Below are 14,631 nucleotides of genomic sequence, written 5' to 3'. Positions count from 1 at the left end.
AAGACTAAGACGATTGCATGACAAGATTGTGACAACACAAAAGTGTCACAAAATATTCACCATTCGGTAACCTAACTCTTTCGCTTTGATCTTTGCGCTTGTCGAAGAAGTAATCTATTTCAGCAGTTAAAAACTAACAAAGGAAATACCATGCGTAAATTATTACTCAGCTGCCTACTGGTGACCCTGCCAGTATTTGCCAGTACAGCAACAGCCAATCAACTCGAAGACGTAACCATAGAACACAACGAAGTCGCCGATAATATCTATATGCTAACCGGTGCGGGTGGCAACATGCTGATATCATCCGGCGAGGATGGTGTTTTTCTGGTTGACGACCAATACACTCAGGTAGCAGAAAAAATTGCCGCCAAAATTGAAGAGCTCAGCGGTGAAGGAGTGAAGTATATACTCAATACGCACTTCCACGGTGACCACGTTGGTTCAAATATGTGGTTCGCAACCAACCAAAGTTCAACTATTTTTGCTCACGACAATGTCCGCAAACGCTTAAGTAACGACGACAGCTTTGCCGAAATGGGGTTGCCGGCCATTACTTTTGACTCAGGCATTACCTTCCACTTAAACGATGACACCATTTATGTGTTCCATCTGCCGGCAGGCCACACCGACGGTGACAGTGCCGTGTGGTTTGAAAGCGCCAATGTGTTGCACACGGGCGACTTATTATTTAATAAACGCTTCCCTTTTATTGACCTTAAAAGCGGAGGTGATGTCGACGGGTACATTGCTAACGTCGAAACTTTATTAGATCGCATAACGGATGACACCGTCATTATTCCCGGTCACGGTCCTTTAGCCGACAAAGCCGACTACCGGGGGTTTCTGGCTATGCTGAAAGAAACCAAAGCGGAAGTCGATACCATGAAGCAACAGGGAATGACCCTTGATGACATCAAAACCCAGGGCCTGAGCGATAAATGGAATGACTGGAGCTGGTCTTTTATTAGCGAAGAGCGCTGGATAGCAACGCTCTATTAACTTATCGCATCAGGCACTGGTGCTAAAAATGAGCTGCTCATCCGGCGGCTCAAGGTGATATTCCATGGCCAACTCATCGCAGTTGGCCAGCCTTGGGCAAATCTCACAGTCTTTCATCACCTTTTCCGGCAAGCTGTCTTTAGAGCAGTGATTGAAACCCTGCTGTTCAAAAAAGTCCGGCACCCGGGTCAGCACGATGACCCGGTTCAGTTCCAGTAACCGGGCCTTCTTCAATAAATAAGCCACCAGCATACGGCCCTGCCCCCGCACTTCAGTATGCGGATGAACACCCAGCGACCGGATTTCAGCAAGCCCGGTGGTGTATATATAAAGTGAGGCGCAACCCATGACTTTGCCGTCCACTTCTGTCACAGCAAACTCGTTAATCGAATGCACAATATCGTCTTTCGCCCGCGGCAAGTTCTCTCCCGCACCCGCCCAGTGCTGAACCAACGCCAGAATGGCAGCAATGTCACCCAAATTAGCGTCCCGCACTTGAATTTTCTGTTGCTGCTGTGCCGCTTTCAGAGCCTCGCCCACCCGTTGCGGTGAGGTTCCGCCAGGCGCACAGCGCTTGTCCAGCAAGGCTTCCAGCGTCAACCAGTCATAAACATCTTTTTCTATAACCGGTACCACCGCCTGAAACGCCTCCAGCGGCATTTCTTCCAGCGGTTTTTGCGCCTGTATTGCCAATTGCACCAATTCGCCGACATGATGATGTGCCTGCCGGAAGGGAACACCTCTAGACACCAGATAATCCGCCAGCTCAGTGGCATTAGCATAACCGCCCTGTGCGGCTTTACGACAGGCTTCCCGATTTACTGTTAAACCCTGCAGGCTGGCTGTCACCATTGCCAACGAGGCCTGCCAGGTAGTAAACGCGTCGAACAGCCCTTCTTTGTCTTCCTGCATGTCTTTGTTGTACGCCAGCGGTAAAGCTTTTAAGGTCATCATTAAGCCGGTTAACGAGCCTACTACCCGACCACTTTTTCCGCGCACCAGCTCCAGCGCGTCCGGATTTTTCTTTTGTGGCATCAGCGATGAACCTGAGGTCACATTATCGCTCAGCTCAATAAAGCCGGCTTCCCCGGAATTATAGAAAATCAGATCCTCCGCCAAACGCGACAAATGCAGCATCGACAAGGACGCCGTACTGAGCAGTTCCACTACAAAGTCCCGGTCTGAAACCGAATCTAAACTGTTGTGCGTTGCCTCACTAAAACCCAGTTCACTGGCAATGGCTTCACGATCAATCGCATAAGCGCTACCCGCCAGTGCACCGCAGCCCAGCGGACTTTGATTCAGTCGCTCAGTCGCATTTTGTAAGCGCTCACTATCACGCTGTAGCATCTCCACGTAAGCTAAACACCAATGCGCCAGCAATACCGGCTGCGCCCGTTGTAAATGCGTATAGCCGGGTATCACCGTGCCCTGTTCGCGCTCAGCTAAATCCAGCAGAGCCTGCTGACTTTGCTGCAAAGCCTGTTGCAAAGCACCCGCCTGCTCACGGCACCACAAGCGTAAATCGGTAGCCACCTGATCATTACGGCTGCGCCCCGTGTGCAGCTTTTTCGCTAAATCACCCACTTTAGCTATCAGCGCCGCTTCCACAAAAGAATGAATGTCTTCCTCGCCGCCAACCGCCACGGCGGCCGGGTTTTCACGAACCTCGCTTAACAGCTCGTTTAAGGCTTTTTGCAACTGTTGACACTCTTCGCCGCTCAACACACCCACCTTGTGCAGCGCATTGGCCCAGGCTTTCGAACCGGTAATATCCTGCTCAGCCAGAACATAATCAAACGGTAAGGAATCATTAAATTGCTGAAATGCGACATCCGGGCCTGCCGCAAAACGTCCGCCCCATAGCGCCATAACCTACCCCTTCTGCTGCTTTTGTAGCGCCGCTATCCGGCTGGGAAGAGAAAACAACCGAATAAAGCCTTCGGCGTGCGCCTGGTTATAGACTTCGTCCGCACCAAAGGTGGCAAAGTCTTCGCTGTACAAACTGTGCGGTGAACGCTTCTGAACCGCCGTGATCGAGCCCTTATAGAGTTTCAATATCACTTCCCCACTAGCGGTTGAGCACAAGGACTGCGCTGCCGCCATCAGCGACTGCTGCAGCGGGGTAAACCAGCGTCCGTCGTATAACAACTGCGCGAATTGCTCGCTCAATTGTGACTTCCAGCTGCGGCTGACTTTATCCAGCACCAGCTCATCAATAGCCTGCAGAGCGGCCATCATCACCGCACCACCCGGTGTTTCGTAACAGCCCCGGCTTTTCATACCCACTAAACGGTTTTCAACAATATCCACCCGGCCCACGCCGTTTTCTGCGGCTATTTCATTCAGCACATTCAGGCATTCAAAAGGCGACAACGCTTTGCTGTTTACGGCAACAATTTCGCCATTTTCAACACTCACAGAAACATACTCGGTTTTATCCGGCGCCTGTTCCGGTGACACCGTCATGGTCCAGACTTTTTCTGTCGGCTCACACCAGGGGTCTTCCAGCTCACCACCCTCGTGCGAAATGTGCCAGGCATTGGCATCCCGGCTGTAAATTTTGGTTGCCGACGCTGAGCACGGAATGTTGCGCTCGGCTAAATAGTCCAGCAAGGATTCACGGCTAGTCAACTCCCACTCACGCCACGGAGCTATTACCTGTAAGTCGGGCGCTAACGCGGCGTAGCATGACTCAAACCGAACCTGATCGTTACCTTTACCGGTGCAGCCATGCGACAGCGCATCGGCCCCAACTTTGCGCGCTACTTCAACCTGCGCTTTGGCGATTATTGGCCGGGCCATGGCGGTACCCAGTAAATACGTTCCTTCGTAAATGGCACCGGTTTTCAGTGTCGGATACACGTAGTCTTTAACAAATTCGTCTTTTAAAGACACCACATGGCATTCAGACGCGCCGGACGCTTTGGCTTTTTCTTCAACGCCTTCAAGCTCTTCCGCACCCTGCCCAACGTCAGCCACAAAAGCCACCACTTCGCAGCCGTAAGTTTCCTTTAGCCAGGGCACTATGGCCGATGTATCCAGGCCACCGGAATAGGCCAGTACCACTTTTTTGACGTTGCTCATGAGGCTTTCTCCATAGATTCAGGCAGTACCGCTGCCGTTGGGTTGAGTAATAAGGTTAATAAGGCGTTTTGCGCGTAAAGACGGTTTTCGGCCTGCTGAAAGCAGCGCGACAAGGGCCCGTCCATTACCTCGGAGGTGATTTCATAGCCCCGGTGGGCCGGCTGGCAATGCAATACCGAGGTGGCACCACTGTGTTCAACCAACTGCGCATTAATTTGATAGGAATGGAAAATGTCTCGCACTTCATTGAGTGGCTTATCGTCACCCATCGACACCCAGGTGTCGGTGTAAAGAGCATCTGCTCCCGCTACCGCAGCAATATCGTCCGTGACCACAATGGTTGCTTCGCTTACTTTTGCCAGCGCTTGCGCCTGTTCAACAAGAGCTAAATCGGGTTCATACCCTTCAGGGCAAATAATGGTGCAGTCTGTGCCCACGGTCGCGGCGGTTAGCATCAATGAATGTGAAACGTTATTGCCGTCGCCTAAATAGACCAGCTTCAGCCCTTTTAACTTGCCGTATTGCTCCTGCAACGTCAAAAAGTCCGCCAATGCCTGACAGGGGTGAAACCGATCGCACAGGCTGTTGACCACCGGTACCGATGCGTGTTGCGCCAGCTCTTCCAGAGTGTTGTGTGACATCACCCGGGCGACAATGGCGTCGGCCCAGCAAGAAAGGTTACGGGCATAATCAGCAACGCTTTCGCGAACGCCTATACCCTGCCCTTGTTCGTTCAGATAAACCGCATGCCCGCCGAGTTTTTGCAGGCCAATGTCAAAAGACAACCGCGTACGCAGGCTGGGCTTTTCAAATAGGGTGACCACGCTTTTGCAGGCCAGGGTGTGCTGATAGTTTTCAGGGTGCGCTTTTTGTGCCTGCGCTAAAGCCAATAACTGCAACGTGTCAGCTGAAGATAACTCCAGCCCGGATAAACAATGTTTCATTATAATTACTCACTAATCTGTGTGCCTGAATGGGGGTTACTCATTAAGTTCCAACTGCCTATTCGCACACATCGTCGTAAGCGTTTTTCCGCTTCCAGCGCAGCGCGGACTTTCACTAACATGCCGTCTTTAATGACGCCGTTTTGGGTGAGTTCCTGAATGGAATCTGAAGTAAGATGACTCAAGGGGTTCCCACTGCCGTCCAGAACCGCTTCAACATCCGTCAAAAACAGCAAGTCGGCACTGTAGAGCGCTGCAACAGCAACAGAAGCATCGTCCGCATTAACATTAAACCACTCGCCGTTTTCGCTAAATCCGATAGAGCTGACAATAGGTACATAGCCCTGCGCCAGTAAGTCACTGATAAATCTGGGGCTCGCTTCACCTTCAGAAAACTGGCAAGCACCCACCTGACCTAAGGTGTCAGATTGTTGTACGCAATGAATGCCGGCTTCATAAAGCGTGATGCCAACCGGTTTAATACCCCCGGCAATGGCGTATTTCATTAAGGTTTTGTTTGCCGCCCCCGCTAAACCACCAACAATGTAGGGCATGTGCGGCTCCGGGCTGACTCTTAAACCGTCCTGCTTTTCGCTATGCAGATCGGCTTTTGCCAGCCACTGTTGCACTAGTGCGCCACCGCCATGCACCAACAGCGTGTCGTCATTGCTTTGCTTAAGCGACTGAAACAACGCACTTAAAGCCTCCGGTTGCTCCAACAGGCTGCCACCTAACTTGAGCACTTTCACAGCAAGCCCTCCTCAAGCGAACGTCCCAGCTGCAAGTTAATGCACTGAATAGCCTGACTGGCAGCGCCTTTTAGCAAATTATCAATGGCCGACAACACAATTAACTGGTTCCCCTGCCGGTGCCACCCTATATCCGCAAAAGGCTGCTGCACCACATTTTTAATCGCCGGACGTGCCTGCTTTTCAAAACGCACCAACGGTTGCCGGGCATAGCACTGGTACGTGTTATCCAGCTCTGCTTCGCTAACATCGTCTTTGAGTTCAGCATACAGAGTGGCCAGAATGCCGCGGGGAAACTGTGCAAGATGCGGCGTAAACAGAACCTCATGTTGCAGCTGCTGCGCTATTTCCGGCGTGTGCCGATGCCCAAATAATCCGTAAGCCTGTAGAGAAAGTTCAGCACCATGGCTGGTCAATGACGCTTTACGTCCGGCACCGGTCACACCGGATACCGCATTAATAATGATTTTACTGTCGCTGAGTAAGCCCGCCTGTTTTAACGGAAGCAGCGCCATTAGGCTGGCCGTAGGGTAACAACCCGGTACGGCAACTAACCGGGCCGCCGCTATCTCGCCCGGATACCATTCTGCCAGGCCGTAAGCAGCCTGTTGTAACCACTGATGTTGTTGGTGCTCAAATCCATAAAACGCCGGATAATCCTCGGCTTTTTCTAAGCGAAAGCCACCCGACAGGTCGATGACTTTTAAGCCCGCCTCAAGAAGCTCGGGAGCCAATGCCACACTGACACGATGATCCGTGCATAAAAACACAGTATCGGCCTGGTGCTTGATACGGGACTTTTCGCTATCGCTCAGGCCTTGTAAGGGGAGCTTTAAACACTGTGCGTGTTGTGGGTATAAATCACTCAACAAGGTGCCGGCATCGCTGCTATGCTCAGACACATAACAGCCTGACAAACTCAGCGCCGGGTGCTGTTGCACTAACCGGGTAAGCTCGGCGCCGACATAACCACTGGCGCCGATAATAGCGACTGTCTGAGACTCTATTGATTGAGAGTATATTGATTGAGACGGCATAGCACCAAAAAACCTGTTGCTGTTTCTGAGTAAAAATGCAGAATAACCGAATATATATACTTATGCAATAATAATGAATAATTATATTAAGGATAAACCATGATAACCGCCCGTTCTTTACCGTCTTTTTTCTCCATGTATCAACAGCTCATTGCATTGCCCTCTATAAGTGCCACCGACCCTAAGTGGGACACCAGCAATAGAAAAGTGATCTTTCTACTGGCGGAATGGCTTGAGCTTCTTGGCTTTGAGTGCGAAATCAACGAGCTGGAAAGCCAGCAGGGCAAGTACAATTTACTGGCCAGGCGAGGTGCGGGAAATGGTGGTTTACTGTTGTCCGGACACACCGACACCGTGCCTTACGACGCCAGCCGCTGGAACTATGATCCATTTAAACTGACGGAGCAGGACAACCGCTGGTACGGTCTTGGCAGCATTGATATGAAAGGTTTTTTTGCTTTTGCACTGCAGGTGCTGAATGAGTTAGATGCGTCGCAACAGATCAAACCCATTATGATTTTAGCCACGGCCGATGAAGAAACCACCATGAACGGTGCCCGCGAAGTCAGTCGCTTTGCCAACCTGAAACCTGACTATTGCGTTATTGGCGAGCCCACAGAAATGCACCCGGTCTATGCCCACAAAGGCCACATGAGTGAGGTTGTCCGTATTACCGGGCGTTCCGGCCACAGCTCCGATCCATCCTTGGGTATTAACGCAATAGAACTGATGCATGAAGTGATTTCGGCGCTGATGAAATTAAAAGAAACATTTAAGCATAAATATTCAGATTCAAGCTTTGCTGTGCCGCAACCCACCATGAACTTTGGGCACATTCACGGTGGCGATAACGCCAATCGAATTTGTGGCTGTTGCGAGCTGCATCTGGACATTCGTCCGTTACCCGGCTTATCCGTTGACGAACTTTACCTTCACCTGCACAAAGCCACCGAGGGTATTCAGGCTCGTTATCCCGGCTCTGTAGAGCTGCTTTCACTGCATCACCCGGTGCCGGCTTTTCAGCAAACCATTGACTCAGCATTGGTGCAACTTGCCGAAAAAATCTCGCAAAGCGAAGCACAGGCGGTAAACTACTGCACTGAGGCACCGTTTCTGCAGCAACTGGGCTGCGAAACACTGGTCATGGGGCCGGGCTCAATTAAGCAAGCACATCAGCCCAATGAGTATTTATCAACCAACACCATAAAACCCACCCAGGAAAAGCTAAAAAGTTTATTAAAAAGCTATTGTTTTCAGCACTAGCTGCCGATAGCAACTTTATCTAATAGATTTGATTTAACCAAGGATTACGACATGATACGACAGCTCTCTATTGGTGCTCGTGCGAGCGCGGCTTTTGGACTCATTGGAATACTCACACTCATTCTGGGCCTTTTTGCACTCAACCGCATAGGAGCAATAGAAACTCAGTTGAGTATCATTAGTGAAGAACAAGTTCCTGCCGTTGATAACGTCAACGACTTAGACCGTGAGTTTCTGCGGGTACGCATTCATTCGGCGGATATCGCGGCGTATATAGACGACCCGCAACGTTTGGAAAGATACAAAGGAGAACTAACGGCGGCGATTGATGCTTTAGAAAAAAATCAAAATGAGTATAAAGCCACAATTAATGATCCCGAAGCGAGACGGATTTTCGAAGAATACATGGCGTTAGATAAAGAATATGCGAAGCTCAATGAACAATTCAACAAACTGGTTGATGCCGGCCTTGGCGGCGCTATCGATTCCATACGCGAAAACAGTATTCTTCCGCTGACCGATAAAATCTCTGCCAAGTTAGATCAGTTGTTAGCTCGTGAAATGTCACTAATAGACGAAGCCAAGGTCGAAGCCCAGGACGTCGCATCAGCCGCTACTGTTGGCGTTGTCGTTGTGCTGGTGGTTGTTATTGTGCTGCTTACTCTATTCGCATGGATACTGACTCGCAGCATCGTCCAGCCGATAGGCGACGCCGTAGATTTTGCCAAAATCATCGCTTCTCGAGACTTAACTCAGTCAATTGAAATTGAAGGTAATGACGAACCCGCACAGTTATTATACCAACTGCGCACCACGCAAGAGCAGCTGCGTGAATCCATAGGAACCATTTCTGAATCGTCAGAACAACTGGCTTCAACCTCTGAAGAGCTCAGCTCGGTTACTCAAGAATCGACCCGAACCATACAACAACAATCTGAAGAGCTTGAACAAGCGGCAACGGCCGTTAACGAACTGACAACCGCTGTCGAAACGGTTGCCTCAGACGCTCAAAACGCCTCAGAAGCCTCAGAAGAAGCCAACAAACAAGCAAAACACGGTGACGACCGAGTCCGGGAAACCGTACGTGCCATTGAAGAACTGTCCCAGGAAATTGGTGATTCGTCAGGTAGCGTTACCGAACTTGCTGAAAAAGTGAAAAACATTACCAAAGTACTGGAAGTCATTCGCGGTATTGCCGAACAAACTAATTTATTGGCATTAAACGCAGCTATTGAAGCGGCACGAGCGGGTGAGTCAGGCCGCGGCTTTGCCGTTGTTGCTGACGAAGTGCGCTCACTGGCACATAAAACTCAGCAATCTACCGTTGAAATTGAAGACATGGTTAAAGCCATTAATGAATCCAGTGACCGCTCAGTATCCACCATGGATAGCAGCTTGGAACGTGCGACTAAAACTCTGGATGTCGCCCGTGAGTCAGGTGAAGCACTGCAACTTATTGCAACCGCAGTCGGTGAGATCAATAATCACAACACCTCCATTGCCAGCGCCGCTGAAGAGCAGGCTAATGTATCTCGTGATGTTGATAAAAACTTAGTCAGCATTCGCGACCTGTCTAACTCAACCGCCTCTGGTGCGGAACAAACCAACTCTTCCAGCGAAGAGCTCTCGCGCCTGGCTGTTAACCTTAAGGAGCTGGTTGAACGGTTTAAAGTTTAAATGGATATTGGATATCGAACCTGACATAAATGTGAGGTTACAAATCTCAACAATGAACGGGGCCAGACTGGCCCCGTTCGAATTTTAGTCACAAAATCACCCTCTACTAAAATAATCCTAATAAATATTGCCAATCAACCGCATAAATTAGACTAATGGTGAGACCAGCGACTAACCTTAATCCGTGTTAACAAACCCATAACAACGGATTTAAAAATGAACAATTTTTTTCAGTTCAGCCAACCGCTCGATAACAACGCTGAAGTGTTATTCAGCGACGAGCATCAAGAGTTTCTTGCGGAGTTAGTGGATACTTTTCAGCCACGCCTAAACGAGCTACTGGAAAAGCGCCAGCAACGTCAGTCTCAGTTTGACCAGGGCACGCTACCCAGTTTTGACCCGGCCACCAAAGATATTCGCGAAAGCAACTGGCGCATTGCCGAACTGCCCGCCGACTTAAAAAAACGTCGCTTAGAAATTACCGGCCCGGTCGATAGAAAAATGGTCATCAACGCGCTGAATGCGAATGTTGACTGTTACATGGCCGACTTTGAGGATTCTCAGTCCCCCACCTGGGAAGGCATGATCAACGGTCAAATTAACCTGCGTGACGCCAACATTGGCGGCATGGCTTACACTGACCCTGACAGTGGCAAACATTATGAAGTCGGCTCTGATCCTGCACTGCTGATTGCCCGGGTCCGCGGTCTGCACTTACCGGAAAAACACGTACAACGAAACGGTAAGGACATTCCCGGTGCATTGATGGATTTTGCCCTGTACTTTTTGCTGAACTACCAACAGCGCCTGCAGCAAGGTTCTGGTGTGTATTACTACTTGCCGAAACTGGAGCACAGCGATGAGGCTAAATGGTGGGCCGAGGTTTTCCATTTTACCGAGCAAAAATTCAACCTGAAAACCAGCTCCATTCGCGCCACCATACTCATTGAAACCCTGCCGGCGGTGTTCCAGATGCATGAAATACTGCACGCTATGAAAGATCATATCGCGGCGCTTAACTGCGGTCGCTGGGACTACATTTTCAGTTACATTAAAACATTGAAAGAACATCCGGAGCGGGTTCTGCCGGACCGTCAGGTGGTCAGCATGGATAAGCCGTTTCTCAATGCCTATTCACGTTTGTTAGTGAAAACCTGCCACCAGCGCGGTGCTTTGGCTATGGGCGGTATGGCGGCCTTTATTCCGAGCAAAGACGCGGCTGAAAATGAGAAAATCCTTGCTAAAGTTCACGCCGATAAAACCATGGAACGTGACAACGGCCACGACGGTACCTGGATAGCTCACCCTGGACTTGCCAATACCGTGCGCAAGATTTTTGTCGATGGTATTGAAGGCGATAACCAGCTTCACATACTGCGCGAAAACGACACCGAGACTGATCAGGCGTTGCTGCTTCAACCCTGCGAAGGCGACCGTACCGAAGCCGGTATGCGCACCAACATTCGGGTATCGCTGCAGTACATAGCGTCCTGGCTGAACGGCAAAGGCTGCGTGCCTATTTATGGCCTGATGGAAGACGCTGCCACTGCAGAGATTTCCCGTACCTCAATCTGGCAATGGATCCGCCATGGCAAAACCTTGTCAGACAACACGCCGGTCACCAAAAAGCTGTTCCGACAGTATCTGCAGGAAGAAGCTGACGAAGTAAAAAAAGAAGTGGGTGAACAACGCTGGGATAACGAGCCTTTTCAACAAGCCCTGAGCTTACTGGAAGAAATTACCACAGCCGATGAGCTGGTCGACTTTTTGACCCTGCCCGGCTACCAACAACTGAAATAACCCTAAAAATTCGCATTAAATAATAGAACAATAAGGAATTTACGCATGACAACCAAAAATCTTTCATTCGCACAACAGGTTAAAGAGCTGCAACAACAATGGGATACCGACTCTCGCTGGAAAGGCGTTGAGCGTCCGTACAGCGCAGAAGAAGTTGTTCGCTTACGCGGCAGCGTGCAACCGGAACACACCTATGCCCGCAACGGTGCCGATAAACTCTGGCAGTTGATACACGGCAAAGCGCAGGAAAAATTCGGCAAAGACTATGTCAACGCTCTGGGCGCATTAACCGGTGGTCAGGCGGTGCAGCAGGTTAAAGCTGGTTTACAAGCCATTTACTTGTCCGGCTGGCAGGTCGCTGCCGATAACAACTCGTCGTGCAGTATGTATCCGGATCAGTCGCTGTACCCGGTAGATTCCGTGCCTACGGTAGTAGAGCGCATTAACAATTCCTTTGCCCGTGCCGACCAAATTCAGTGGTCAAAAGGCGTCACCCCGGAAGACGACAGCTATATTGATTATTTCGCACCCATTGTTGCCGACGCAGAAGCCGGGTTTGGTGGCGTCCTGAATGCTTACGAGCTGATGAAAAACATGATTAAAGCGGGTGTGGCCGGTGTGCACTTCGAGGACCAACTGGCGTCAGTGAAAAAATGCGGCCACATGGGTGGAAAAGTATTGGTACCAACCCAGGAAGCCGTGCAAAAGCTTGCGGCTGCACGTTTAGCCGCGGATGTCGCCGGAACACCAACGTTAATTGTGGCCCGCACTGACGCTAACGCTGCCGACTTGCTGACTTCCGACTTTGACCCGAACGATAAACCCTTCATTACCGGCGAACGCACCGCCGAAGGTTTCTACCGGGTGAAGCCGGGCATTGAACAGGCTATTTCACGCGGTTTAGCCTATGCACCGTTTGCCGATCTTATCTGGTGCGAAACCGCAAAGCCCGACTTAGACGAAGCGCGTCAGTTTGCGGAAGCGGTTCACGCCAAGTATCCGGGTAAACTGCTGGCTTACAACTGCTCGCCGTCGTTTAACTGGAAACGTAACCTGGACGACGACACCATTGCCAAGTTCCAGCGCGAACTGGCAGCAATGGGTTATAAGTTCCAGTTTATTACGCTCGCCGGTGTGCACAATATGTGGTACCACATGTTTGAGCTGGCACATGACTATGCGCGCAACGACATGTCGGCTTACGTTAAGCTGCAGCAGCAGGAATTTGAAGCAGCAGACAAAGGCTATACTTTTGTCGCACATCAGCAGGAAGTGGGCACCGGTTACTTTGACGAGCTGACCAACGTCATTCAGGGCGGCTTGTCTTCGGTAACGGCACTGACCGGCTCTACCGAAGAAGAGCAGTTTAAACCTTCCGCGTAAAACGTAAATCTACCGCATAAGGAAACACATCCGTAAGCTCACCCTTACGGATGTTTTTTTGTACACGACACCAGTAAGCCGGATCAATCAATTCAGGGTGACGCTTTAACAGTCTCTCCCGGTATTTGGCCTGCGGCACCGCAAATTGTCCCAACTGCTGAGGAAACACATCGTCGGGCGCATAGGAAACTTCCCAGTCATTGTCGGGCAAACGTCTGAAACTCATGTCGGTTAAATAGCGAACTTCGTCGTAGTCGTAAAACACCACACGTTTATGCCGCGTGACGCCGAAGTTCTTTAACAGCATATCGCCGGGGAAAATATTAGCGGCCATCATTTCTTTTAACGCACAACCATAATCATCCATCGCCGCATCTACTTCATCTTCTTTGGCGTATTCCAGGTAGAGGTTCAATGGTGTCATTCGGCGTTCGACAAATAACTGGTGAATCACCAAGGTGTCGCCCTCAATCGAAATGGAGTTAGCGATAGTTTTCTGAAACTCTTTCAGTAAATCACCGGAGATACGCTTAAGCGGCAATGCCACATCAACAAACTCCAGCGTATCCGCCATGCGCCCCACCCGGTCGTGGCGTTTTACCATACGGTAGCGGTCAATGACCGTTTGTCGGCCAAAAGCTTTGGTGCCCCCCAGCTTATCTTTAATCACTTTAAACACATAAGGAAAAGACGGCAGGGTAAACACTGTCATGACCATGCCTTTAACCCCGGGGGCTGCAATGAGCTGGTCGTCTGTGCGGTGCAAATGATGCAGAAACTCCCGGTAGAACTCAGTTTTTCCTTGTTTATGGAAACCCACCGATGAGTAAAGCTCTGCCAGAGTTTTCTGAGGCATCAGATCTTTTAAAAAGCGAACTAACGCAGACGGCGCCTCGGTTTCCACCATAAAGTACGAGCGCGCAAAACCAAAAATCGTCGCCATACGATCAGAGCGGGTAATAAAAGCATCCGCATAGAGTTTACCCTGCGAGTTGATCAATACCGGCACAATAAAGGGGTAATGATTGTTTTCTGTCACCACCCGCCCAACAATGTAAGCGGCTTTGTTGCGGTAAAACGGTGACTTCAGCACATCAATGCGTAAGTTATGGGCTTCAATATCGGTCTCCGTTGCCCGCTCAAAAAACTTGTCACGCAGCTGCTCAATATCATTTTCAAAATTTTCGAACTCACCGCCTAGCCCGATATCTTCAAACACTCGAGTCAAGGTTCTTTCAAGACCATCCACCACCGGAAAGTACGAGTGGCACTCGTTTTCTACCGGCACCGGAATATGGTTTGCCAGCACGGTTTCCACAAAAATATAGTCGTTATTAAAGTACGCGCGGTCAAACACCCGGCAAAATACCGAGTTATAAAAGGTCTCAGCCAATTCCGCCTGCGGATGGAACTTCAGCAACTGTTGATAGCGCTGCCGGGTTGCACGCCAAAGGTTCTCGTCCAGTTCATTGCCGACGCGGCGTTCCACTTTCTTCGCGGTACTTACCACTTGGTGATCATAATAATGAATACGCTCTGCCGACGCGGACACTACCGCCTTCCAGTCACGCTGCAAAAAGCGCTTACGCGCGCCCTGCGTCAACGCCTGAAAACGGCGGTAATGGCTGTGAAAGCCTTCGAGAATAATGCGCGCCAAATTCTCAGAATTCATACTCATTTACGATGCTT

11 protein-coding genes are annotated in these 14,631 nt (G+C 50.2%); 5 read left to right on the top strand and 6 right to left on the bottom strand.

Annotated elements, in window-relative coordinates:
• The first annotated feature begins 150 nt into the window (after positions 1 to 150).
• A complete protein-coding gene (locus L8G48_RS06300) occupies positions 151 to 1,002 on the top strand; it encodes an MBL fold metallo-hydrolase (RefSeq protein ID WP_248263752.1) in 852 nt (283 codons plus the stop codon).
• Positions 1,003 to 1,011: 9 nt separating this feature from the next.
• Here the strand turns inward: L8G48_RS06300 and argH are convergent, their stop codons facing one another.
• The 5 genes from argH to argC are packed head-to-tail and all read right to left on the bottom strand — an operon-like array spanning position 1,012 to position 6,819.
• Positions 1,012 to 2,874, bottom strand: a complete 1,863-nt coding sequence (gene argH / locus L8G48_RS06295; RefSeq protein WP_248263751.1) for an argininosuccinate lyase — start codon at positions 2,872 to 2,874, stop codon at positions 1,012 to 1,014.
• A 3-nt stretch (positions 2,875 to 2,877) separates the two neighbouring features.
• Entirely contained in the window at positions 2,878 to 4,089 is a 1,212-nt protein-coding gene (locus L8G48_RS06290) for an argininosuccinate synthase (protein ID WP_248263750.1), read from the bottom strand.
• Complete coding sequence (locus L8G48_RS06285; RefSeq protein ID WP_248263806.1) at positions 4,086 to 5,036, bottom strand: ornithine carbamoyltransferase; 951 nt, start codon at positions 5,034 to 5,036, stop codon at positions 4,086 to 4,088. Before L8G48_RS06285 ends, L8G48_RS06290 begins: the two co-directional genes overlap by 4 nt.
• A gap of 2 nt (positions 5,037 to 5,038) precedes the next feature.
• Positions 5,039 to 5,782, bottom strand: a complete 744-nt coding sequence (gene argB / locus L8G48_RS06280) for an acetylglutamate kinase (protein ID WP_248263749.1) — start codon at positions 5,780 to 5,782, stop codon at positions 5,039 to 5,041.
• Entirely contained in the window at positions 5,779 to 6,819 is a 1,041-nt protein-coding gene (gene argC / locus L8G48_RS06275; protein ID WP_248263748.1) for an N-acetyl-gamma-glutamyl-phosphate reductase, read from the bottom strand. The genes argB and argC overlap by 4 nt, the downstream gene beginning before the upstream one ends.
• Before the next feature lie 99 nt (positions 6,820 to 6,918).
• Between argC and argE the strand changes: the two genes are divergently transcribed.
• The 4 genes from argE to aceA all read left to right on the top strand — a co-directional run bounded on the left by argE (position 6,919) and on the right by aceA (position 12,942).
• Entirely contained in the window at positions 6,919 to 8,082 is a 1,164-nt protein-coding gene (gene argE / locus L8G48_RS06270) for an acetylornithine deacetylase (protein ID WP_248263747.1), read from the top strand.
• A 51-nt stretch (positions 8,083 to 8,133) separates the two neighbouring features.
• The gene (locus L8G48_RS06265; RefSeq protein ID WP_248263746.1) at positions 8,134 to 9,759 is read left to right on the top strand and encodes a methyl-accepting chemotaxis protein; all 1,626 of its coding nucleotides are present in this window, start codon (positions 8,134 to 8,136) and stop codon (positions 9,757 to 9,759) included.
• A gap of 216 nt (positions 9,760 to 9,975) precedes the next feature.
• Positions 9,976 to 11,559, top strand: coding sequence for a malate synthase A (gene aceB, locus L8G48_RS06260; protein ID WP_248263745.1), 1,584 nt, complete (start codon positions 9,976 to 9,978; stop codon positions 11,557 to 11,559).
• A 45-nt stretch (positions 11,560 to 11,604) separates the two neighbouring features.
• Positions 11,605 to 12,942 (top strand): isocitrate lyase, encoded by a 1,338-nt coding sequence (gene aceA / locus L8G48_RS06255; RefSeq protein WP_248263744.1) that lies wholly within the window; start codon positions 11,605 to 11,607, stop codon positions 12,940 to 12,942.
• Here aceA and aceK read toward each other — a convergent pair.
• Entirely contained in the window at positions 12,926 to 14,614 is a 1,689-nt protein-coding gene (gene aceK / locus L8G48_RS06250; RefSeq protein WP_443986711.1) for a bifunctional isocitrate dehydrogenase kinase/phosphatase, read from the bottom strand. The genes aceA and aceK overlap by 17 nt on opposite strands.
• Between the last annotated feature and the right edge of the window lie 17 nt (positions 14,615 to 14,631).

It is taken from the genome of Idiomarina aminovorans, assembly GCF_023155095.1.
GTDB classification, from domain to species: Bacteria; Pseudomonadota; Gammaproteobacteria; order Enterobacterales; family Alteromonadaceae; genus Idiomarina; species Idiomarina aminovorans.
This window is presented reverse-complemented; position numbering and strand designations above follow the sequence as displayed.